Source organism: Luteitalea sp. (assembly GCF_022842525.1).
Lineage (GTDB): Bacteria > Acidobacteriota > Vicinamibacteria > Vicinamibacterales > Vicinamibacteraceae > Luteitalea.
The window spans coordinates 1-22,349 of sequence record NZ_JALHPM010000059.1; the positions used below are offsets into that span (position 1 = coordinate 1).

Consider the following 22,349-nt stretch of genomic DNA (forward strand, 5'->3'; position numbering starts at 1 on the left):
GCCAGTTCGTCCGCGATGCGCGAGTAGACCTCGCGCCAGGCGGGCGTCTGATCGGCCATGAGCAGCAGCCCGTAGGCGGAGAACGACAGGTCGAACCGCCCATAGCTCAGGACGACCGGCGACGTATACCGATCCCACCACGGATGCGGAATGCCGGCGGAGCTCCAGTCGTCGCGTGTCGTCGCCTTCTCCCAGAGGAAACGCAGCCAGCCGGCGCCACGCGGCGTCAGTCCCGGCAACCGCGACACGTTGCGCAGCGAGAGCGGCGCGGCCTCGGCCACCGTCTGCGGCACGGGTCCTTGCGCGGCGACAGGTCCTCCGAGGGATGCGGCCCCGGCGGTGGCCGCGACCGAGCGTACGAAGCCGCGGCGTGAAAGCGTGGTCTGGTCCGCCACTAGTCGCTCCCGTTCCCACTGTGCGCTGCCGCCACGTCGCCAATGCGGCCCGCGGGGCGAGGGGTTCGCAGCACCTTCAGATACTCGACGAGCGCCCACACCTGCGGCTTCTCGAGCCGGCCCTCGAAAGCCGGCATGTCTTCCTTGGGCCCTTTGCCGTACGACATGCGCCCCTTCCAGATTTTGTAGAAGAGCACGCCCTCGGTGTTGAGCTCGATGCGCAGGTCGTCGGTGAGGTCGGCCGCATAGGACGACTCGCCGCCGCCTTTGCCATCGGGCCCATGGCAACGCGCACAGTTGGCGGCGAAGAGCTCTTTACCTCGGGCGATCGTCGCCGGTGTGGCCGTGAGCGGGCTCTTTTCGCTCGCGCCCCCCGGCGGCACCCACCAGCCGGGGTACTGGGCCCCGGCCATGACAAGTGCGGCGCAAAGCAGGATCAGCACTTTCATATGGCGACCGTGGGCGAGTAACGAGCGACCCGCATAACTGCGGCCCCCCGTAGAGACAGGCGCTGGCTCATCGACATGGCTCGGCCGCGAATCCTACTCCAGAAGCGCTCGGGTCTGCTCAGGCCGTGAGTCGGCTAGCGAGGCAGGGCGTCCGGCCCTCGGCCACATGGCCGCCGTCCGTTCGGTGTGGCAGCCGAGGGGCGTGCGCAGCCCAATCAGACCGACGCAAGGTTCAGCGCCCGGCCGGCGTTCTTATCAGTAAGCGGCAGGAGCCGTCACGCCGGAGGTGTGATTGGCGGAGAGGGTGGGATTCGGACTGCGTCCAGGTATTGAAACCAAAGGACTTACGGGCTTTCCGCTTCCTCCCGATCCGCCAGAACCGCTCGAAAGCCGAGATGGACGCACGTATTGCGCACGTGGCGCCGTATACCATGTCTCGGGCGCGAACACTCATCGCAGGCCGTCAGTGAAAGCGCACGTCCCCTCGTGCTGTGCTCATGGAACCGCTCGAACCCGTCAGATCCTTCGGGCACCCGAGCTCTTGGTACAGACTCCGCGCAGTGACTCCGGATTCGCGCACAAGCACGAGTGCGGTCATTGGCGCAACGCGTCGACCGGGTCCACCTTCGACGCTCGGCGTGCCGGCACGTAGGCCGCCACCATCGCAGTCGCGAGCATCGCAGTCGCGGCGAGCACGAGCGGCCACACACTGGCCGCCGGTAGGTCGGCCACCACCCGGCTGGCCACCTGGCGGCTCAGGACGGCGAGCGGCACGCCGATCACCACGCCCGTGCACACCAGCCCGAGGGCGCCCGTGAGCACCATACGCGAGATGTTCGTGCGCGTGGCGCCGAGGGCGATCCGGATCCCGATCTCGTTGGTGTGACGCGCCACGGAGTACGCCAGCAGGCCGTAGACGCCCAGAGCGGCGAGCAAGGCGCCGAGGCCGCCGAAGAGGGTGGAGAGCATCGCGATCACACGTTCCGGCACGATCCACCCATCCACGAGCGCGTCCATCGTCGTCATGTCCGCGACCGCGACCGTCTTCAGATCCTCCTGCACGATGCGCCGTACGTCGCTCGCCACCGCCGCCGGATCTCCCGACGTGCGCAGGGCAAACCGGCTGAACATGCGCGGCTCCTGGAAGGCGTTCAGGTAGATCGTGCGCGGCGGTGGCTCACGCAGGTCCAAGTATTTTGCGTCCGCAGCCACTCCGACGATTTCGTAGACCTGGTCTGGCGGCGCGCCGGTGATGCCGCTGTTGGATGGACCCACGAGCTGAAACCGACCCCCGATCGGATTCCTGTCGCCAAAGTAGTGGCGGGCCATCGCTTGGTTCACAATGGCCACGGCCGGCCCGCCCCTGTCTGAGAACGCGAAATCGCGCCCGCCGAGTAACGGGGTGCCAAACGTCTCGAAGTATCTCGGCCCCACCCAGTTGAGCGGGACGTAGCGGCGCGCCTCGGGAGCCTCCTCGAAGCCCTCCACCTTGATGAAACGGGACGCGCCCGCACCGGAGATTGGTGTCAGGCCGCTCAGCGTGACCGAGCGGACACCCGGAATCTCGCTCAAGCGTCTTAGCAGATTCTGGTACGGCGCGAACAGTTGTTCACGCGCATACCCGCTCTTCGCCGGGTCGAGTGTGACCAGGAGCAGCGACGCGCGCTGGAAGCCGAGGTCCTGACTGCGAAGATTCGAGAGATGCTGCAAGAACACGCCGGCCGCGCTCAAGAGCAGCACCGACAACGCCACCTGCGCCACGACGAGGCTCCTGCCGAACAGGCGTCGCCTCTGCGTCTCGCCGGCGGCGCCCGATGCGCGGAGCGACGGTGCCGGCGCCGAGGTCAGCGCGTGCCACGCCGGCACCGCGCCACACAGCAGCGCCGTCAGGACGGCCACGGCGGTCACGAACATCAGCACCTGTGCGTCGGGCTGTGTCTGAATCGCGATGCGCTGCGGCAGCCTCGTGAACTCGCGGCCGGACAACATGAGGCGCACGAGTGCCTCGGCGCCCGCCGATGCCAAGGCGACACCGGCCAGGCCGCCCATAGCGGACAGCAGGACCGACTCGGTCAACACCTGTCGCACCAACCGCGCGCGGCCTGCACCGAGCGCCAGGCGCAGCGCCGTCTCAGGCTGCCGCGCCGCCGCCCGAGCCAGCAGGAGGCCCGCGACGTTGGCACACGCAATCAGCAGGATCAACCCCACGACGGCCATCAGGACGAGCAGTGAGGTGGCGAAGCGGTCGCGCAGTGCAGCCAGTCCCGCGGCCGCAGGCGCCAGTTCGATGGTGAAGCCGCGCGCGAACGCGGCCGACCGGCTCTTTGCGAAATCCTCGAGCCGGTAGCGGTCGAGGACACGCATCTCGGCCAGGGCTTGATCTAGCGTGACGCCCGGCCGCAACCGCGCCAGCATGCCGACGCCCAGTGTGCCGTCCATCCGACGGCTCGGCTTCTGGAGGGCCGGTTCCAGCGCGGCCGGGAGCCATACGCTCGGGCTGATCCCGACCTGAAGCCCGAAGAACTCTTGCGGGGCAACGCCGACCACCGTCGCCGGCACGTCGTTCACGACGATCGTCTTGCCGACGATCGCGGGATCCGCATGTAACCGGCTGGCCCAATAGGACCAGCTGACCACGGCGCTCGTCGCACTCGACGAGTCCACCTGATCGTCTCCTGCCTCGATCAAGCGGCCCAGGGCCGGCCGCACGCCTAGGCCGGTGAAGAAATTGCCGGCGACGTACTCGCCGTCAATCGTCTCCGGCTCCAGTCCTGGCACCGTCACCTGAAAGCGGGCCCGCGACATCGCCAGAAGGTCCGTGAACGACTGGTTGTTGTCGCGAAAGTGCTCGTAGTGCCGCCACGAGAACGAACTCATGCGCGGCTCCCCCGGATATCGACTCAGCAGCTCAACGAGCTGCTCCGGATGGGACACCGGTAGGGATCGGAGCATCAGCGTGTTGACCAGGGTGAAGATCGCGGTGTTCGCACCGATGCCAAGTGCGAGCGAGACGACAGTCACCACGGTGAAGACTGGCGAGCGGCGCAGCGTCCGCGCGGCGTAGCGCACGTCCTGCCACGTCGTCTCGAGTGCCGTCTCCCAGCCGACGTCTCGCACGTAGTCTTTGACGGCGGCCGCACTTCCCAGCTCCAAGCGAGCCGCGCGTGTCGCCGCGTCGCGGCTGATGCCGGTGCGGACCTTGGCGTCGATCGCCATCTCGAGGAATGCCTCGAGCTCAGCGTCAAGCTCCTGCGACTGGCGCGTCCGCCGCAGCATACCGAGGATTCCGGCCGCGACGCGCCTGAGCCTTCGCATCAGAGGTCTCCCAGTGATGCCGACAGGATTCGGGTGATGGCGGCGGTCTGCTGCTCCCAGTCCTTGGTCTCCCGCTTCAGCGTCGCGCGGCCCTGCGCGGTGAGCGCGTAGTACTTGCCGCGCCGGTTGTTCTCCGTGACCTGCCACTCGCCGGCAATGAGACCGTCGCGCTCCAGGCGGCGCAACGCGGGAAAGAGGGATCCGGCGTTGACTTGGAAGACGCCCTTGCTAATCTGCTCGAGGCGGACACCGATGCCATAGCCGTGCATCGGCTCCAGCGCGAGCGTCTTCAGGATCAGCATGTGCAGCGTGCCTTGCACCAGGCTGCTCGACTTCTGGTCGACCGACATGCGCGCCTCTCCTCTAGATGAACTAGACGAACAGAGGATACGCCGCTTATCTAGTTTGTCAAGAGGAGCAACCACTGTCCTCCCGAGCTTGGCAGCGTTTCGGCGCAGGGGCCGGCCTGGCCGAAGGTGTCGGACTGAGAGGGAACGGTCCCGTCGGGTCACTCTGACCGGTGCAAGGATCCGGCCCCGACTGGCGTTCTTATCAGTGAGCGGCGAGAGCCGTCACGCCGGAGGTGTGTTTGGCGGAGAGGGTGGGATTCGGACTGCGTCCACCTGTTGAAAACAAAGAACTTACGGGATTTCGACTTCCTCCAGATCCGCTAGAACCGCTCAACGGCCCGGGTAGACGCACGTATTGCGCACGTGGCGCCATATACGAACGGTATATGGCAGACTGCCACAACGACCTCGGTCAGGAAGTCCATTCCACGCCCGAACCGGCCCGAACTGCGCCAGCGGGCGACGATAACGTCGGACCGGCCGCGGTCCGTGAGGCCGCGTCTGCCCCAGCCCCGGCGGCCCGTGGCAACGGTACTTCGCGTCCGCCCGACAGCGTCCCCACCGTCTCCATGACCACGCGATTCGAGTCCACCATGGCCAGCGTTCTGCGTGCTCTCGGCTCCTTCAATGCGTTCGAGTAGAACTCAGTCAAAGCCATTCCACTGTTCTCGGACCTCGTCATTTAGTGCCGCCCCACGCATGCGCCGGATCAAGATGGGGTGTCCGGTGAGCTGGGCCGGCTCGTATGGGTGCGAGCCTTCTGCGTATCCCCGAAAGGCCGTCTCCTGCGCCGCTACCCCGTCTCGCCACTGCTCTGGCGGCTGAGGCAGGGCCGCGGGATTCGTTCGGCGCCACCGCCACACCTCGAGAAGCAGTGCCGCCACGCCTTCCACCAGCGCATGGGTGCTTCGGATCACGCCGTCGAGCGTGCGTGCCGCGTCCTCAGTCAACACCGGTGGCGTTGGACGATCGAGAAGCACCTCGATGTCGGAACGTCCGGCGTCACGTGGCAGATGGCGAACCACCCGCATCCGGGGAATCGGTCTGCGGTCAGGACCGTAGATCACCGGCAGCCGCGGGACAAGTTGGCTGACGACGATCCGACGACCACGATGGACTACCATGTTCCGGTACGCGAGCAGCCACGTCAGCCAGCCCTGTGGACCTAATGCCGAGATGAGCGCCTCCAATCTGGTGCCAGCATCGAGCTGGCGTTGGCGACCGGCCGAGCGGTCGTCAGTCAGCCTGCCGAGCACCCGCCTAGCGCTGTCAAGGTCCGACCGGAGCAAGCTGGTCGGCAGCGCTAGAACGCCAGTAACGGCGCCGCCGAGACAGTCCAGGGCTGCGGACAGCGCTCGCGCGACGCCGATGACGTGGAGGTCCGCCATGTGCGAGATCGCGTCGTCGGCTGCATGCCGGCTCCTCGGCATTTTGACCTCGAAGTCGCCGCGATCGCTGATGGCGACGACATTTGCCAAGTGGTCGCTTTCGCGATCAACAGCTTCCAGAAACTCCAGAAGATGAAGCGCCGCTTCACCCAGATTCGCCGCCACGCTCGTCGCGCACGAGTACAGTTGGTCGCTGATCAGAATTCGTCGTGACGCTCCTGGGTAAGGTGCCCACCACGCGACACCGAACGGAGGGTCGACCGCAAGATCGGCGAGGATCTCGTCGGCCAGGGCATCGAGCTGCGGTGTGGCCACGCCGAGTGCCCTTGCCAGGCCGCGTTCTCCTGACTCCTGGTCTTCAGCGTACGGCTGAGCTAAGCGGCGTCGGTCCTCATCTCTCATACGACCGATGTTCCCCTGCGCTTGAACGGCCCGCAGCGTCGAATCGGACACGCCGGACGTCGTATCCAGCTTCGCTGCCTGTCCACCAAGTAGGTCTCGCTTCATGGCTCGGGTACGTAGGAGGAGGGTCTCATCAGCGCAGGGAAAACACGGGAAACGCTCGATTTCCAGACATGCGGATTCGCTTCTCATCGACCAAGCGATGGCAGGCGATCGAGACAACCCACGCTTCGGCGTCGAGCGTATGGGCGATGGCGACGGCATCTTGCGGGACGTCCACCTTCTGAAGAACTCCAAGAATCCGGTTCTCAAGCGTTGTGTCCCGCGGTTGGTACTCCCAATCGCGCCCCCACCATATTCGGCCTCGCCAGACGACAAAATGCGACTCACATCCCGTCTCTCTCCACACAGACGGATACAGGGACCACTCGTCGCTACGGCGATCCAACCGCCAAGCCGGGCCAGCGCGTTGGTCGAGGTTGACCGGAATGACCTCGCCGCACCCGTCTGGGCATCGGATGAGCAACCATCGCGGCCGTCCCCGTGTGACCAGGGCGACGTCCCCTCCTTCCGGGACTTGCTCGAGTGCCTCTCCGTAGCTCTCGAACTCACCTCGCCGCCGAATCCTCGTAGCCCGGCTGGACATCAGAGTTCCGCCACAAGCCGACCCGCTATCCGAAGAGCATGCCTGCGTTCCTCGGAGTGTTCATCGTTAGGCGGCTGGAAGGTGGCATGCCGCAACAGCGCCCATGCGACCAAGGCAGCATATTCTCGATCTGACGACATCGGCATTACGAACAAGCGCACTTGCCTGCTGAAGTTCACAAGCCATCTCGTGGATGTTGGAGCCAGCACGGCCGGCGGAACAGTCGTCAACGCCGGTCGAGTGAAAAGTCCATTGACCGCCTGTTCCCACTCGGCTCCCGAGTGCGCTCGAGTCTCCATACAGAACGCCGTCCTAACTTCCAAGTACGCGGCGTCATAGAGAGCCGGCACCTGGGCTCCGCAAGAGTAAAAGTCCATCAGAATGGCGTCTCCACCCCTCACGTGGACGTTCTGAGCGTGGAGGTCGCCATGAGTCGTGCCCGCAAGGTACGCGGTCGGCGATCTACCTCGCAGGGTCGCGATGAGAGCCGCAACATCGACGTTGTCCCCTTCAGACGACCATCGGATCGCTCGTTGACTTGTCGAAAACGCCGTGTTGATACGCGTACCTGGGCACGAGATCAGCGTGTCCACCAGACTGCCTTGGAGAGGCTGCGCGTTTGTATGCCACACGGCGGTCGCGTGATCGAACAGGCTATACAGCGCCAGTTGGGCCTGTCCTCGCATGGCCGCATCGGCCAGCGACTCGGCACCGGTTACGAACGTGCTCACCAGCACTCCCCACCGGCGGCCAATGATCGAGCGACTCTCATCGAGCAGTGGCCGCAAGTGAAAGGGGACGCTGGGGTTCACATGTTGCCAATACGCGTCGAATTCTTGGCGGATTTTCCGCGGCGAATCGAACTTGACGACAAATGGCAGCGGCCTCGCGCCGGTCGGCTGGCTGCTGATCGCGTCAACTCGATAGATAGCCGCTGAGTAGCCGCCTGACAACGCTCTCAACGCCAGGTGAATCGTATCGGAGAAGGCTCGGCGAAGCAGCACCTCTTGTTCAAGGTCTAGCTGTGAATCACCCCCCAGGCCAATTTCCAGCTCGTCGCTCGCCGACGGACCGGGTCGCCATCTCAGCACGTAGTCGACGGCATCATCGACCCTTCGGCTATCGTCCCACTGCCACTCCCGGCCGTCGTGATCGCCTCCGGGTGCCAGGGTCGACAGCGCCGGCGCCGTAGGTGCTTCAATGCGGTGAAGGAAGACGAGTCCGTGAATGAGAAAGGCATCCACGAGACGAGGCCGAGCCTCTAGCCATTCGAGGCCACGCGACCGGCGGTCAACTACAACCGCTCGTGCGTGGGTGAGGAAACGATCCGCCGGAACCCTCCGATCGACCCGTTGGACCTGCAGGCCTCGTCGCCGAAAGGCCCGGAGCACGTCGTTAGGAATGCGGCCAACCCATAGCACATACCGTCGTTCCACTTCGTCTATATGTGGGAAGATTCGACGGAACGTGTACGGCATCAATGCCCCGCGCTTCGGCTGGGCAGCTCCCAGGTTGGACCACGCCCGAGGGCGCCCATTTCTGAGCAAACAACGCAGCGAGGGACTGGATCAACGGTCGCAGAACGGACAACTCCTTGAACGCCGTCGTACAGCGCAAGCCTCGCGTGCATCGGCGCACCAGTAACCGCGGAAACGGCCATCGAGACGCCCAGGGAGGCCACTGTAGCGTTGATGGAAATCACGGCTGGCTGCTCGACCACAGCCCCGACGAAGTACGGATCGGCTCGTCGCTCGGATGGAGTCATGAAATCGATTCGAACTTGCCCCGCATCTAGCAGGTTGCCGCACGTCAGGCATCCCAATCCCGGGGCGAGCATCTGGGCGCGTCCAACGATGCGCTGGAGTTGGCCGTTCTTTACGTGAATCCCGACACCGACGTCGACACACGGCAAAAAGTACTGATACGCCAGCTGGTTGAGAACGGCTCGACTCCCGTGGGAATCGGTGCATCCAAAAACGAAGTCCTCCCGTAGAAGTGAGATCGCGACCTTGTGACTCAATACATCGGCCTTCTCGGCAGTCACGTCGCAGGAAGGCGCAATGCTCCGGACATGCCGCGCGACAGCGTTTACCTTTGGCGTCCCTACGTCCTCTGGCGTCGCGCCAACTAGACGATTCAGATTGCTCCGTTCGATGGAGTCGAAATCCACGAGGCGGAGCCTGCCGATGCCGAGGTGAGCCAATTGCTGGGCCACCACCGAACCGGTACCACCGACGCCAACTATCGCGACACGAAGGCCCTTAAGCGCTCGTTGACCGATTGGTCCGAAGGCTCGAATCTGGCGATCATGCAACTCGTGATCGACAGAGAGATCTAGACTCTCTGATAAGTGCCGAATGACCGCGCCGACCGAGACGATCTCGACTTCAGAAGGGTCATCCTGACCGATCTCTCGAGCGATCCACCGGTCTGAGCCAACAATAACGGATACGTGGTGGCTGGAACCCAACCGGGACTTCAGGAAGGGAGCCAGCAGACGCTCGCCGACATCATCCGCCGTCGAAAAGGTCGGGCGACTGATGTGCGGGTGGCTGTGTACGAACGCGACAAAGGCGTTCTCGCCACGCGCCTCTTGGACCATAGAGCCGACGTACGCGGACTTCAGCGCGACACTGACCGCGGTCCGCTCCACGTAGGCTTCCCTTGGCGGAACGACAGCGTGTCGAACTAGGTACCGGATGCCATCGCCAGCTTCGTAGCGCACACCGTGCAAGAACACACACGCTTCCAGAGACGGATCCGTGTCAACCACGGACCGAATCGTCGCATACTGAGGCTCGGTCAGAACGAGTCGCTTCATTGGGCCTGCGAGAAGCGGTTACGGATGACGTTCATGAACGTCTTCAGGGTGTCCTGATTCGGATTCCATTGACCCACGTGCCACGAGAACCAAAGCCCTCGCAACCCTCCGGACTCCGGGATTTCCTGAAGATTTGAAGCCTGTGGAATGGCTCCGTTGGCTCGGCGCACCCCCTCATCTGCCCAGAAGCAGTCCGGCTTTGCGTGCGGATATCCAACCGGGGCGAGAAAGCGCACTGTCGTGCTTTCGGCGGTCCAGCCAGCAGGCAACGGCAGATCAGGCACGGTGACCAAGAACGCTCCGCTCGGCAGGCGTTGGGCGGTGGCTCCCGGCCAGTCTCGCTTCAACGCCTCCAGTTGTTCATCAACAAGCGACATGACCGAACTGCGCCGGAGGAACAGTGTAGAACTTCAGCGGGCCTTGCCCTTGCCTTTCCAGCGAAAACCCTTCCGAGTCTTGCACCAGCCTGTCGGGATCATTTCCGTGGCCCTCCAGGAACAAGCTGTACGACGGATCGAATCCAGGCACCTTCGTCTTGATCTCGGCACCAGTGATCGAGGATGCGTCATGCTCGTACTTGACGTTGTCCACGAAGAAGAAATACTTCCGACCCTGAGACGCCTCGGGGACCGCGTTACTTTCAGACATGGTTCCTCCACAATCTGTCAACCTGCACAAGCTCGGCTGGCATGTCCGCCCTCCTATGACTTGATGCCGAAGTGCTGACGGACGGCCCCTGTTCCGACGAACTGCGAGAGCAAACGATAGTTCCTCCGCTCGTGCCGTATCCTTCCGGCGACGATCGCGGGATGCACTTTGAGCGCATTGGCGAGGTTGATGACGGACATCGCCGTCGGCTCCTCGCGGACAGCGCTCGACTCCCAAGTCGCTCGAGGTACCAGAGCTTCCTCGGCCCATTCGTCGGCTTGGGCTTCCCGAGGGTCGTCCGACGCGCCTCCAACGTCACGCAGGGACAGATCGTCCACGAACGCCGCCTGACCATCGATGTCCATGTGCCGTCCGACATGTGCGAGTTCGTGGAGCAGGCAGAACCAAAAATTGTCTAGTCGGTCGTAGCGTAGCGTCAGCCCGATGACGGGAGTTCCGTCGCCGAGCTTCAGCGCGGCACCATCCAAGTACGTCTTCGGAAGATGAGCGACGATCACCAGCGGGATGCCGTGCTTCGCAAGGGACTCCTTTGCTAGGCGAGGCCCCTCCTCCAGCCAACTGAGCTGGGCGAGCTGGCGAAGAAACTCGAGCGTCACCGTCCCTGGACGATAGGTCACGGACGGCTTCTCGCGGTTGGCGTCACCCAGTACTTTCCAACACCATGCCTTGAGGGCATACGGGTCTGTCTTCGCGTTAGCTCGTGCCTGATGGCTCTTGCGGTAGAGTGCCGCACACGCGACAGTCGGACCGCCGGCCTGCTCGATAAGGCCGCGCACCAACTCCTCCGGGTGAGCGCTGAGACTTCGACTTCTCCGGATCCACCCCGCTTTGGCCATGGCCTTGATCGGGAAGCGGTCCCATTCGAGCGTCTCGATCTCCGTATCGAAATCCGCACCCGGTTGCTGCAGGAGCACGGCGGCAGGAATCCCGAGATGCTCGTGAAGAGCGCGTGCCATCGGCATCGTGAGAGGTCGCTTCCCCGACAGCACTTCGGACACCTTGGCGCGGCTACCGATGAACGGAACGAGATCTCGCGGCGCAAGACCTGCTTGCTCCAAACGAAACGCGATGGCTGCGACCGGGCTCGGAAAACCCATCGAGACATGCTTCTCTTCGTAGTGCTCAACGAGATCAGCCAGGACATCGAGCTCATCGCCTTCAGGAGTAGCGGGCTCGGCGTCCATGAGCGCTTCGATGCGAGCGAGCGCGGCGTTGTAGTCAGCCTCACTCCGAATCGCCTTGATGTTGCCCACGTTCACACCTCCTCCACGTCGATCCGGTCGTACTCCGCGTGAGTACCGACAAATCGAATCAACACGATACGAGCCCCGTAGTTGACCCTCACGACCAGCCGATAGCTGTTGCCCTTGATGTTGAAGACCACGCGATTGTTGGCCACGATGCTGGCGCTCCGATACTTCTCCTTGACCTTGGCCGGACTGTCCCACTCCTCGTGCTCGACTTCGCGATACCAAGCCAAGAGTGGCTCCTCGGCATCGCGATGCCGCTCCCAGAACTCGCGCAGAGTCCTCTTGGCAATGATCCGCATCTGGAGTATCGATCCCTAAACACGTGAAAGTATAATGCTCCCAAAACAAGCCAAAGTCAAGCCATTCAGCCGGCAGCTGCGGCCAGACGGAGCTGGGGTGCCACGGCCAACCGCATGCATCCTCAAGTCGCTATGGCGATCCCGCAGACGCCAAGCGTTCGTGTGCCAGGAGGTGGGAGGGTGGAACTCCCACCCAGCGCGCGATCATGAAACGCGTGGCTGATGAAATCAGGCTGGAATTCGCGTCGCGCGCGTCGCGCCGCAGTGCCTTCGAGACGACGAAGGGCACACGGGACTTAGCTCATGGATATAAATTACTGATTCTAAATGACTTAATTGGCGGAGATGATGGGATCCGAACTGCGTCCACCTGTGTTGAAAACAAAGAACTTACGGGAATCTACCTTCCTCAAGATCCGCTAGAACCGCTCAAAGGCCTGGGTAGACGCACGTATTGCGCACGTGGCGCCATATACGTTTCGTATACCGAACAGACACGCGCTCGCCCATCTCCTGCGCCTCCTCTTCCGTTCCCGGAAGAGCCCGAGTAGCCCCTGCTGCCGGAATCCCGCGGCCGCCCTGCTACGTCGTACGCGGCAGTCGCCGAAAGGTCATCGACGACTCTGGACCGGACCAACCATCGCTGGACACGCAGGTGACGATCAACGCCTCGCCCCGTCGCTCGGCCGTCAGCACGAGTCGCTGATTGGCCACGCCTGCTGGTTGAAGGTTCGCCGCATGCGGCAGGCTCTTGGGCCGGCTGCGGTAGAGGTTGCGGGCTGGGACCGTGAACTCGAGACGGTCGTCCCGGGTACGTCGCACGTTCTCGGCTTGTACTGCCGTGTAGTAGAGTCCGTGCTCGCCCTCTCGTTCAAGTCCGAAATAGGCGACGACGACGCCCGCCTGCGTGATCACGAGGCGTTCGCCTTCGAGATCGACCCCGTTCGGAGTCGCGAGATTGCGTTGCCGGTACTCCCACGTGCCCGCGAGAACCAGGGGTTGGGCCAGGGTCTGCGCACTGGTGAGGCACATCGCTGCGGAGACCGAGACCAGCCAACGTCTCGCACGGCTTCCGGCTCGAGAAACGGCCCTCCGCGGCCAACCTGGTCGTGCTGTGGCTGAATACATCCAGATCCCCGCACACAGCGCAGTCAGGAACCGGCGACCAGGCTTCAGCACGCGCCTCGCAAGAGCTGCCGGGCCGGTTGAGGTGCCGTCATCGCCTCGCGCCAGGCGCGACGCGGCCAGCGACCCAGCGAAACAGCGTGCACCATACCAGGAATACGACACGTACTTCCGCAGCTGCGATGATCCAGAAGCTCGTGTCGGCATCCTCGACACCGCCTCGCCACAACACCCATCCCGCGGGGCACGTACCGATCGACATGCGGCCCGCTCCAGGGGGTCAGCACGGTCGCAACAACGGCCAGCCACCAGGAACGGAATCGCATGAGTCAGGCGCTTTCGGACACTACGGAAACCGGTATTCCTCATCGATCGGCTCGAACTTGATGCCCGTCAGCCGTGCACTCGTCACCGCGCTGACCAGCCGTGACGAAAACACGATCTCCGACGTCTCCCTGAACAGGAAGAGATCCTCGTCGGGGATGTTCTCCTCGCGCAGGTGCAGCCGGTCGATGTGACTGATCCCGCGGCCGACCTCCCACTCCCGGAATGCGGAACGCTCACGATCGAGCAGTTCCACCAGGGTGTGGACGTTCAGCCAGAAGTATTCGCACAGCAGCATGCCGTCGCGGTGGCGCAGGTTCAGCCTGTGCACCGTGACGCCCTTGGGCCGGTTGGCGAGCATGACCTCGGCGGCCCGTTGCGACACGAACAATTTGCCCGACAGGGTGTGGAGCACGTCCGTGAGCCGGCCCTTGCGCTCCTGCATGAGGTTGAGTTGGACGCTCGGCTCCAGGTCCCAGCCGTTGTACACCGTGACCGGCTCGCCATCGTCGGTGTACACCGGGCCGTCCAAACGCAGGGCGCCCCGATCGGGATCCCACGTGTAGAGTCGCGAGGCGACCTTGGGTCCTCGAAGAACACGTCCTCCCATGGCGTCACCTCATCGCGTTCGCCGCGGCAGCGCCGGCCAGCGTCACCTCGCAGGTGTCGGGTGACATGTCAACGACGGTGCTCATGCAGGGCCAGGTCGAACTCGATGTCGAGTGGGATCGCCATGCCGCTGGCGACCGCCTCCGTCAGCAGCGCCTTGGCCCTCGCGGCATCGCCCTGCCGACAGGCCGCGGTCGCCGCGTAGAACGCGGCCTGACAGGCCCGTCTCGGCGCGAGGCTGCCGCTGGCCGTCGCCTCGAGCCGGACCTGCTCCTCCGTGACCTCGTCGAGGACGAACCTCGCCAAAGGCAACGGCCACAGCGTCATGCCGGGCTGCCGTGACCGCCGCCGCAACCACTCGAGGGCCTGCGCCATCTCAGGGCCGAGCCCGAGCCGCGAGGCGCCGAACCACAGCAGCAGCCCGGCCTGGATCCCGCCGCCCGCGTCGCTGTGCGAGTAGCGCCTGCGGACGAGGTCCTCGACCACGGACCGCCACGTGGCGATCGCCTCGTCTTCGCGTCCCGCCAGCCACTGCGCGGCGCCAATCCGCTTCTCGTGCGCGTCGGTGCGCATCGCCTCCGGCTCGAGGGCGGCGGCGCGGCGGAAGTCGGCCATCGCCTCGGCGTGGCGGCCCATCTTCAGGTACGCGAGCCCGCGGTTCTGCAGCTCCAGGAATTGCGGCCCCGACACCATCGCTGCCGTGCAGGCGTCCACGGCCTCGTCGAACCGCCCGGCACAGATCAGGTCGAATGTGCTCACGGTGCCTCCGTCGCGCGCCTCGCTGCGGCCGAGAAGCGCACCACGATCGCGCCACCCCCGCCGTCGCCCTCGACGTTCACCGTGCCCCACGCGAAGACGCCCTGCCACCCGGGACAGCGCGCGTCGAGCCACGCGTGCGCATCGGTGGCACTCGCGCCTTCGAGCCAGACCTCGGTAAGGCGCTGCTCATCGAAGTGCAGGGCGGGATGGAGCACGACGCCGTCGAACGTCAGCGGCACGCTCCCAAGGACCTCTTCCCCCCAGTTGCGGAGCGAAAACCTCTCCCCTGTGAAGAGTGGCGAGCCCGCGAACTCCGACTTGGTGAGGCTCGGCACGATGCGCCCCTCGGCCCCGACGATCGTGCCGCTCGCGGGATCGATGCCGGTCACCCCCGGCCCCAGCGGAGCCATCGCGTCCACGTCGCCGGCCTGGCCGAGTGCCCACCGGTAATCGATGGCGGCCCGCTCGATCCACGTCTTCACCGCGTGGACGTTCCCGTGGGCGATGCTGAGCACGGCCAATTGCACTCGGGCCTGGTGGGGCCGGTCGGCCCCGTAGCTCGCCAGGTGTTTCGCCGCAATCCAGCGCGTCACGTCCGGGTAGTCGTCCCGCAGTCGCTGCTCGACCGCGGGGGCGAGGGTTGGCGTATCGCCTCGGGCGCGGCCGCTGGCTGTGGCGCGGTACAGCTCGGCGATGTAGCCAGGCCCGCGACGCCCGAACTCCTTCTCTTGTTCGCGACTCAGGAGCCGCTGGATGGTCCGCCCGTCGAGATCCTTGTATTCCAACACCGCTTGCGCCCGGCCATCGTAGTACAGCTCGTACCAGGGGTCGTCGCTGTGCACGAACACGGTGCGGCGCTCCGTGGTGGGCCAGGTGAACATCGCACGCAGACGGCGGACCACATCGGGCACCTTCATGCCGTCAGTCCTGCGCCACCGCGGCGGACACTTCGACCCGGATTGCGTCGAGCGTCGACGACGGCAGCGAGGCGCCGACCTCCCAGGTCTCGTCATCGTGACCGGCGACGAGGAACAGCAGGTCCTCGTCGCGGTTGATGACCCACCAGGCGGGCGCGCCCAGAATGGTGCCGATACGCAGCGCGCGATCGCCGGACGGCACGCGCTCGAGCCGCCCGAGCTCCGACCGCGGCACGGAGATGTTGAGCTCGAGTTGGGCCGTCTGGATCTTGATGCCCAGCAGGTCGTCGTCCTCCCACTCGGCCACGACACTGGGCGGATCCAGGCGGTTCATGACTCTCTGTCGCATCCTGGCGGTCCACGATCGTCTCGAGGTCGTGCGCGGCGCGGCCGCGGTCTCGAGGTCCTCTTCTGCGACGACCTGCCGCGCCCACTGCAGGGCGGCGTGTCGATCGTAGACCCGTGGTCCGGCGTCGTCGTGGACCTGGCCGTCGCTCAGCGCCGCGAGCGCAGCCGCCGCGGCGACGGCCGCGCGGCCCTCCTGGGTCGATCGAGAGACCAGAGTCACGCGCATCGCATCCGGAACTGTATGCGGCAGTTCGTCTGGAGGGCCTGGATCAGGTTCGGTAAAGTACTCGAAGCCTGTGCCCTCGCCCTTCAGCGTCACGGGCCACATGCCCTCATGCGATGCGGGGTCCACGCCTAGGTCTAACCGCAGAGGGAGCCCCAGCTCGTCGATGGCGCGCTGCCAGGCCTCAGCCGTCGGGAGCCGACCACGTGCGAGGACCACCGAGACCGTGACCACCTCAGGCTCCCCAATGGACGACCCAGGTGGGCGCCTTGGTCGTTACCGCGCCATCCTCAGCCGACGACACGTGCCCCGTCAGCGAGAAGCCTGTGAACGCCGGCGTCCGGTCATCCGCCGCGAACTTGGCCTCGGCTGTGAACAGCCGGGACGCCGGGTTGTACACCTGCATGAACGTCAGGCGGAGCTCGCCGTGTTGCGCGGCCGTGTCACGTCCCTTCGCGATGAGACCGGCGGCCGTGCCGACGATGCGGTCGTCCTTGACGAGGACCACCGCGAGTTCCAGGGAGTGCTTCAGTTCCCTCGCCAGCTTCGCCAGGCGAGGCTGGATCTCGTGGCTCAAGACCGCCGCGACGTGGACAGGTACCGGATCGGTGTGTGGACGTCCTGTCATGACGGCACGATGGTGTGCGTCTTCAGCAGCGGCAGTGGTCACGCCAGCACGTCGGCATTCGCAGGCCGAGGGTGGACATGCGCCACTCCACGGGTGAGAAGCCACGCCGCCAGGGCGAGGTGACCCAGCGCCATCGGCATTCCCAAGGTCCCCAAGGGCACGTACCCGAGAACACTCCGGAGGGGGATTCCCACGAAATGCAACCCCACGGTGAACAGGCCGAACGCCGTCAACGCCCGCGGCACGGCCTTCCGTCGCTGCAGGAGCACGTACATCGACGCGATCCACACGTCGATGGCCAGGATGGCGAACGTATGGGTCCACTGGCGGACCGTCCGAATCGTGTCCCCTGCCACGCGAAGGGTCTCGTCCGGGTGCGTCGCGTTCACGAATCGGTCGCTGACGGCGAGCATCGACAAGATGCACGCGCTGTCGACCGCCTGGAGCACGCTCATGATGACGGCCGCCGATACGAGCCAGAGCGATCCTGCGTCCAGGCCGCTCCGGAGGACTCGCGCGACGAGGAACGACAACCCGATCGTCAGGCCCCCATTGGCGAAGAGCGCAATGACCGCGGTCCGAATCGCCCCCGCCGCTGGCGCGGCCGTCGTCAGGAAGTCGCGCCCGAGGGGCAGCAACAGGACGAACGGCACGATGAGCCCGGCGAGCTGCACGATGAGCAGCAGTCCCGTGACACGGCTCGTCCGCTTCGACGTCACGCCACCTCCCCCTCAAGGCTCAGGCTAACGGATGGGCCAGGGCGGGAGGAAGGTCCAGTTGCGGGCGACACGGCCGGACCAGCCACAGGCGGGTCAGGACCGCAGCGCCCGTCCCACCCGCCGCATGCCTTCGGCGATCTCACGCTCGGTCAGGCGCGCATAGCCGAAGACGAGGCCTGCCCGGCGCGACGCGCCGACGGTGTACCGGCTCAGGGGGTACAGCCGCACCGACGCCTCGGCGGCACGCTGCACGAGGCGGTCGATGTCAACCGACGCCGGCGACTCCGCCAGCAGGTGCAGGCCGGCCGCGGCACCGCGTACCCGCCACCGGGGACAGTGTCGGGCGATGGCGGCCAGGAGCGCATCGCGGCGGCATTGGTACGGGACGCGCATCCGGCGAATGTGCCGGTCGAGTTCGCCCGCGTCGAGGAAATGCGCCAGCGTCAGCTGATCGATCGCCGGTGATCCGTTGTCCAGACGCCGCTTCGTCTCGATGGCGTCCTCGAGGAACGGCCGGCCCGCCACGAGCCATCCCAGTCGCAACGCTGGCGCGAGGATCTTGCTGGTGGACCCCACGTAGAGGACGCGCTCGGGAGCCAGTCCCTGCAAGGCACCCACGCCGACGCGGTCGTACCGATACTCGGCGTCGTAGTCGTCCTCGACGATGACGCCCGCCGACTGCGAGGCCCACGCCAGGAGCTGCTGGCGACGGTGGGGCGCGAGCACGCCGCCGACGGGATTCTGGTGCGCGGGCGAGAGGACCACCGCGCGGACCCGCTGAGGCTCGAGGTCGCTGACCCGGAGGCCTTCGTCGTCAACGGGCACGGGCACGCACTCGAGCCCCGCCTCAGCGAGGATGTGCCGGATGTCGGGGTGTCCGGGCGCCTCGATCGCCACACGCCTCACGCCTTGGCGGCGCAGCACGTGCCCGGCCATGCTGAGGCCCTGCGCGCAGCCGTTGCAGATCACGATGTTCTGGGCGGAGACCGCGACGCCGCGGGCACGGGCCAAGTACGTGGCCAGGGCCGTGCGCAGCCCGGCCAACCCTCGCGGGTCGTTGTAGCCAAGCCAGCGATGGTCGAGATCGGAGAGGACCGCTCGAAGGCTCCGGCGCCACGCCTCCAGCGGGAATGCGCGAAGGTCTGGCTCCCCTGGCCGGAAATCGATCTCGGCCGACCTTGGCTCGGGCTCGGGCGGCTCGGGCGCCGGCGCACGCACCGCGCCCGACACCCGCGTCGGCGCCCCCGGCGTGGACAGCAGATAGCCTTCGGCGATCAGTTGGTCGTAGGCCTGGACGACGACGCCTCGGGACAAACCCAGGTCCGACGCCAGTGTCCTCGTTGACGGCACAGCGCACCCCGGCCCGAGTCGCTGCGACCGAATCGCCTCGCGAAACGCGCGCTCGATCTGTTGGCGAAGCGGTTCGCTAGATCCACGCGCCAGCCTCACCAACAGTTCGGGGCGCCGACTGGTCCTCTCCGCCATGGTCGACCTGGACCTTATCACAGGACCAGTACCGCTGATAGGGTGTGTCGAATGCCGTCGCAATCCACAGGGGACATGAGCCCGGCGGAGTTTCGTGACGCAGCGGCGCGCCTGACCGAGTGGGCGGCGCACTACCTCGATACCGTCGAGCAGCGCCCCGTTCACCACGCGGTGGTCCCTGGCCTCGTCCGATCCGCCTTGCCTGCTCAACTGCCCGAGGAGGGCGCGTCGTTCGACGTCATTCTGGGCGATGTCGACCGGGTACTCATGCAGGGCGTGACCCACTGGAATCACCCGGGCTTCATGGCGTACTTCCCCAGTTCGGGCAGCGGGCCAGGCGTGCTGGGTGAGTTCATGACTGCCGTGCTCAATCAGCAGGCGATGTTGTGGAGCACCTCGCCCGCCGCGAGCGAGCTCGAGGACGTGGTGCTGGACTGGCTCCGCCAGCTGCTGAGCCTGCCCTCCCAGTTCGAGGGAGCCTGCCACGAGGGCGGCTCCGCGTCGAATCTGCACGCGGTAGCCGCGGCCGTGGCCGCCGCCGTTCCGGAGTTTCGCGCGCGGGGACTCGCAGGACGGCCGGGCCTCGCCCGCCCCTGCGTCTACGCCTCAGCCCACGCCCACGCCTCCATAGCTAAGGCCGCCGTCTTCCTGGGCCTGGGTTACGAGGCGCTGAGGACTGTGCCGGTCGATGACCGGTTCCGCCTGCGCCCTGCCGACCTGACCGCCCAGATTGCCGCCGACCGTCGCGCGGGCTGGCTGCCAGTGGCCGTCGTCGCGACGGTGGGCACGACGTCCACAGGCAGCGTCGACCCGGTCGCGGCCATCGCTGACGTGTGCGCCACCGAGCGGCTGTGGCTCCATGTCGACGCGTCGTACGGCGGCCCGGCCGCGTTGGTGCCGCGATGCGCCCCGATGTTCGAGGGCATAGCCCGCGCGGACTCGGTGGTGATCAACCCCCACAAATGGCTCTTCACGCCGCTGGACCTCAGCGTCTTCTACTGCCGGCGGTTCGAGGTGTTGCGCGAGCTGCTGCACGTCGCTCCGGAGTACCTCGCTGGAGGCGATCCGCCGGGCGTTCGCAACGTGAAGGATACGGGTATCGCGCTCGGGCGCAGGTTTCGCGCCCTGAAGCTGTGGATGGTACTGCGCTACTTCGGGACGGCTGGCCTGCGGGCACGCATTGCCGCGCACCTGGACCTCGCGACGACCTTCGCTGCCTGGGTGGACGCCGACCGCCGCTTCGAGCGTATGGCTCCCGTGTCCCTGAGCGTCGTCTGTTTCCGCGTGGCGTCACACGATTCGCCGCCCGACGCCGACGCGCTGGACCGGCTCAACGCCGAGTTACTTCGACGCGTGAACGCGCGCGGCGAGGTCTTCCTGTCGTCGACGCGACTACGGGGACGCTTCACCCTGCGCCTGGCGATCGGCCACGTCCGCACGTCGAGCGGTCATGTCGCTCGCGCGTGGGACAGTATTCGGTGGACGGTCGACGAACTCTTCCGCGGACACACGCAAGGGCGGCAGGCATGACGGGTTGTCCGAAACTCCCCGCCGTTACGCCAGGTCGACCGCGGTCGCCTTGGGCCCAGCGCGCGAACCGTACACTGGCAATCCCTCCGGGCGCTCGAAGAGTGAGTTCGAGGTATCACGGCCGAACCGCAGGCGTCCCTGCACCGGGCGCTCTGCTCCTTCTGGTTCTCTTCAGCGCGTGACTCGAGATCACACGCATTAGGACGATCGCATATGAACGCAACAGTAACGCAGGATGAGTTGACGGAGATGTCGCCGCGGGCAAAGGCCAGGCTCGCGGGTGGCCTGTACCTGCTGACGATGCTCCTGGGCGGCTTCGCCCAGGGAGTTGTGAGCGACCGGCTGGTCGTTATCGGTGACGCCGCAGCGACGGCGACCAATATCGCGGCGCATTCGTCGCTGTATCGCCTTGGGTTCGCCGCCTATCTGGTTGAGATGGCGTGCCAGATCGCGATGACCGCGCTCTTCTACGACCTGCTTAAACCAGTGAGCAAGAGTGTGTCGCGGCTTACGGCGATCTTCGGCCTCGTGGGCTGTACGATAAAGATCGTGAGTCGCCTGTTCTTCATTTCCCCGTTGCTCGTCCTTGGCGGCGCCCAGTACCTGAGCGTATTCAGCGCGGAGCAATTACAGGCGCTGGGCCTGCTCTTGCTCCGCATGAACTACAGGGGCGAGACGATCACCATGGTGTTCTTCGGCATCTACGCGATCCTGCTGGGGTATCTCATTATCAGGTCCGGCTTCCTGCCGAGGTTTCTGGGCGTGTTCTCGGTGGTTGGCGGCGTAGGTTGGCTCACGTATCTGCACGAGCCGTTCGCAGCCAGCGTGGCCCCCATTGTCCTCGGCGTCTCGGCCGTCGGGGCGCTGCTGAAAGTCGTGTGGCTCATTGTGTTCGGCGTGAACGAGGATCGCTGGAAGGCGCGCGCTATAGCGGCCGAGACGTCGATATGGCGATAAGCGCCGTGACGCACGCGACCAGGCGGTTTGCAGGATAGAGATGCCATCGACTCACGTGGGCGACGCGCTGCAAGGCGGAGAGACGGTCTGGCGCACGCGAGAAGAACCTGCGGGCGAGGCCGGCACCCAACGCAGGCTCGCGCGGTGCAATCCGCACTTGTGACGACAACAGGAGTGCCGTGGCGCTAGGGGGGACTGAAGACGGCCTGGACCACGTACGGCTGGCCTGCTACGGAGCTATCGCATTCCGACGCGCCGCCGGCGGCTGGACGGTGCGTGTACCGGCGTTCCCGAGCATCAGTGCTCACGCCGAGTCGCAAGGGCAGGCGCAGGTAAATGCCTTGCGGGCGGTGACGGCGATGGTCGACGAGTTCGTCGCGCTGGACCTCAATATCCCGCGGCCTTCAACGGGACCACTCAGCACCAAGACGCTCTGCCTTCCTTCTGCTCTGGCCCTTCGAATCGGCCACCACAACGAGCGAATGGGATTGGCAAAGGACAGACGTCCTCGCCGGTGAGTACCGTGTCGGCCCGAGTCCGGCGAAGCCGGACAGGGCGGGGAATGGAGAGGCCGCTCCCGGACGTAGGCCGCAAGAAGTCCGCCCCGATGGGCGTCTTTGTTAATGAGCGGCGAGCGCCGTCACGCCGGAGGTGTGTTTGGCGGAGAGGGTGGGATTCGGACTGCGTCCAGTTGTTGAAAACAAAGGACTTACGGGCATTCCGCTTCCTCCCGATCCGCCA

21 protein-coding genes and 1 pseudogene are annotated in these 22,349 nt (G+C 65.6%); 2 read left to right on the plus strand and 20 right to left on the minus strand.

Translation table 11 applies throughout. From position 1 onward, the window contains the following. The 20 genes and pseudogenes from Q0C41_RS13545 to Q0C41_RS13635 form a co-directional block, all read right to left on the minus strand. Positions 1-293, minus strand: a pseudogene (locus tag Q0C41_RS13545) (hypothetical protein); the annotation flags it as partial. Between the two features lie 101 nt (positions 294-394). Continuing rightward, the gene (locus Q0C41_RS13550; protein WP_291984317.1) at positions 395-844 is read right to left on the minus strand and encodes a c-type cytochrome; all 450 of its coding nucleotides are present in this window, start codon (positions 842-844) and stop codon (positions 395-397) included. Positions 845-1,438: 594 nt separating this feature from the next. Next, the gene (locus Q0C41_RS13555) at positions 1,439-4,159 is read right to left on the minus strand and encodes an ABC transporter permease (protein ID WP_291984318.1); all 2,721 of its coding nucleotides are present in this window, start codon (positions 4,157-4,159) and stop codon (positions 1,439-1,441) included. Further along, on the minus strand, positions 4,159-4,509 hold the full coding sequence (locus tag Q0C41_RS13560; protein WP_291984319.1) for a PadR family transcriptional regulator: 351 nt from the start codon (positions 4,507-4,509) through the stop codon (positions 4,159-4,161). The genes Q0C41_RS13555 and Q0C41_RS13560 overlap by 1 nt, the downstream gene beginning before the upstream one ends. A gap of 644 nt (positions 4,510-5,153) precedes the next feature. Further along, a complete protein-coding gene (locus Q0C41_RS13565; protein WP_291984320.1) occupies positions 5,154-6,212 on the minus strand; it encodes a hypothetical protein in 1,059 nt (352 codons plus the stop codon). A 220-nt stretch (positions 6,213-6,432) separates the two neighbouring features. After that, positions 6,433-6,945, minus strand: coding sequence for a DUF6527 family protein (locus Q0C41_RS31420; protein ID WP_367079212.1), 513 nt, complete (start codon positions 6,943-6,945; stop codon positions 6,433-6,435). Continuing rightward, positions 6,945-8,189 carry a phosphotransferase gene (locus tag Q0C41_RS13570; RefSeq protein ID WP_291984321.1) on the minus strand — a complete coding sequence of 415 codons (1,245 nt, stop codon included), beginning with the start codon at positions 8,187-8,189 and terminating at the stop codon, positions 6,945-6,947. Before Q0C41_RS13570 ends, Q0C41_RS31420 begins: the two co-directional genes overlap by 1 nt. Before the next feature lie 233 nt (positions 8,190-8,422). Then, positions 8,423-9,718: a ThiF family adenylyltransferase gene (locus Q0C41_RS13575; protein WP_367079213.1), complete on the minus strand. Its 1,296-nt coding sequence runs from the start codon at positions 9,716-9,718 to the stop codon at positions 8,423-8,425. Between the two features lie 44 nt (positions 9,719-9,762). After that, positions 9,763-10,143 (minus strand): E2/UBC family protein, encoded by a 381-nt coding sequence (locus tag Q0C41_RS13580; protein WP_291984323.1) that lies wholly within the window; start codon positions 10,141-10,143, stop codon positions 9,763-9,765. After that, positions 10,130-10,357: a hypothetical protein gene (locus tag Q0C41_RS13585; RefSeq protein WP_291984324.1), complete on the minus strand. Its 228-nt coding sequence runs from the start codon at positions 10,355-10,357 to the stop codon at positions 10,130-10,132. The genes Q0C41_RS13580 and Q0C41_RS13585 overlap by 14 nt, the downstream gene beginning before the upstream one ends. Positions 10,358-10,467: 110 nt before the next feature. Continuing rightward, complete coding sequence (locus Q0C41_RS13590; RefSeq protein WP_291984325.1) at positions 10,468-11,688, minus strand: ImmA/IrrE family metallo-endopeptidase; 1,221 nt, start codon at positions 11,686-11,688, stop codon at positions 10,468-10,470. 2 nt (positions 11,689-11,690) lie between these two features. After that, positions 11,691-11,984, minus strand: a complete 294-nt coding sequence (locus Q0C41_RS13595; protein ID WP_291984326.1) for a type II toxin-antitoxin system HigB family toxin — start codon at positions 11,982-11,984, stop codon at positions 11,691-11,693. A gap of 582 nt (positions 11,985-12,566) precedes the next feature. Beyond that, entirely contained in the window at positions 12,567-13,016 is a 450-nt protein-coding gene (locus tag Q0C41_RS13600) for a hypothetical protein (protein ID WP_291984327.1), read from the minus strand. 439 nt (positions 13,017-13,455) lie between these two features. Then, positions 13,456-14,043 (minus strand): DUF1629 domain-containing protein, encoded by a 588-nt coding sequence (locus Q0C41_RS13605; protein WP_291984328.1) that lies wholly within the window; start codon positions 14,041-14,043, stop codon positions 13,456-13,458. Positions 14,044-14,111: 68 nt separating this feature from the next. Continuing rightward, the gene (locus Q0C41_RS13610; RefSeq protein WP_291984329.1) at positions 14,112-14,801 is read right to left on the minus strand and encodes a tetratricopeptide repeat protein; all 690 of its coding nucleotides are present in this window, start codon (positions 14,799-14,801) and stop codon (positions 14,112-14,114) included. Next, positions 14,798-15,718 (minus strand): hypothetical protein, encoded by a 921-nt coding sequence (locus Q0C41_RS13615; protein ID WP_291984330.1) that lies wholly within the window; start codon positions 15,716-15,718, stop codon positions 14,798-14,800. The genes Q0C41_RS13610 and Q0C41_RS13615 overlap by 4 nt, the downstream gene beginning before the upstream one ends. 4 nt (positions 15,719-15,722) lie before the next feature. Continuing rightward, positions 15,723-16,286 (minus strand): hypothetical protein, encoded by a 564-nt coding sequence (locus Q0C41_RS13620; protein WP_291984331.1) that lies wholly within the window; start codon positions 16,284-16,286, stop codon positions 15,723-15,725. Between the two features lie 238 nt (positions 16,287-16,524). Further along, complete coding sequence (locus tag Q0C41_RS13625; protein WP_291984332.1) at positions 16,525-16,917, minus strand: hypothetical protein; 393 nt, start codon at positions 16,915-16,917, stop codon at positions 16,525-16,527. A 38-nt stretch (positions 16,918-16,955) separates the two neighbouring features. Next, entirely contained in the window at positions 16,956-17,636 is a 681-nt protein-coding gene (locus Q0C41_RS13630) for a DUF4386 domain-containing protein (protein WP_291984333.1), read from the minus strand. A gap of 93 nt (positions 17,637-17,729) precedes the next feature. Then, positions 17,730-19,121: a PLP-dependent aminotransferase family protein gene (locus Q0C41_RS13635; RefSeq protein ID WP_291984334.1), complete on the minus strand. Its 1,392-nt coding sequence runs from the start codon at positions 19,119-19,121 to the stop codon at positions 17,730-17,732. Between the two features lie 51 nt (positions 19,122-19,172). On the opposite strand from Q0C41_RS13635, the gene Q0C41_RS13640 reads away from it, so the two are divergent. Both Q0C41_RS13640 and Q0C41_RS13645 read left to right on the plus strand, forming a co-directional pair. Next, positions 19,173-20,651, plus strand: coding sequence for a pyridoxal-dependent decarboxylase (locus tag Q0C41_RS13640; RefSeq protein WP_291984335.1), 1,479 nt, complete (start codon positions 19,173-19,175; stop codon positions 20,649-20,651). A 213-nt stretch (positions 20,652-20,864) separates the two neighbouring features. Further along, positions 20,865-21,608 (plus strand): DUF4386 domain-containing protein, encoded by a 744-nt coding sequence (locus tag Q0C41_RS13645; protein ID WP_291984336.1) that lies wholly within the window; start codon positions 20,865-20,867, stop codon positions 21,606-21,608. Positions 21,609-22,349: the final 741 nt, after the last annotated feature.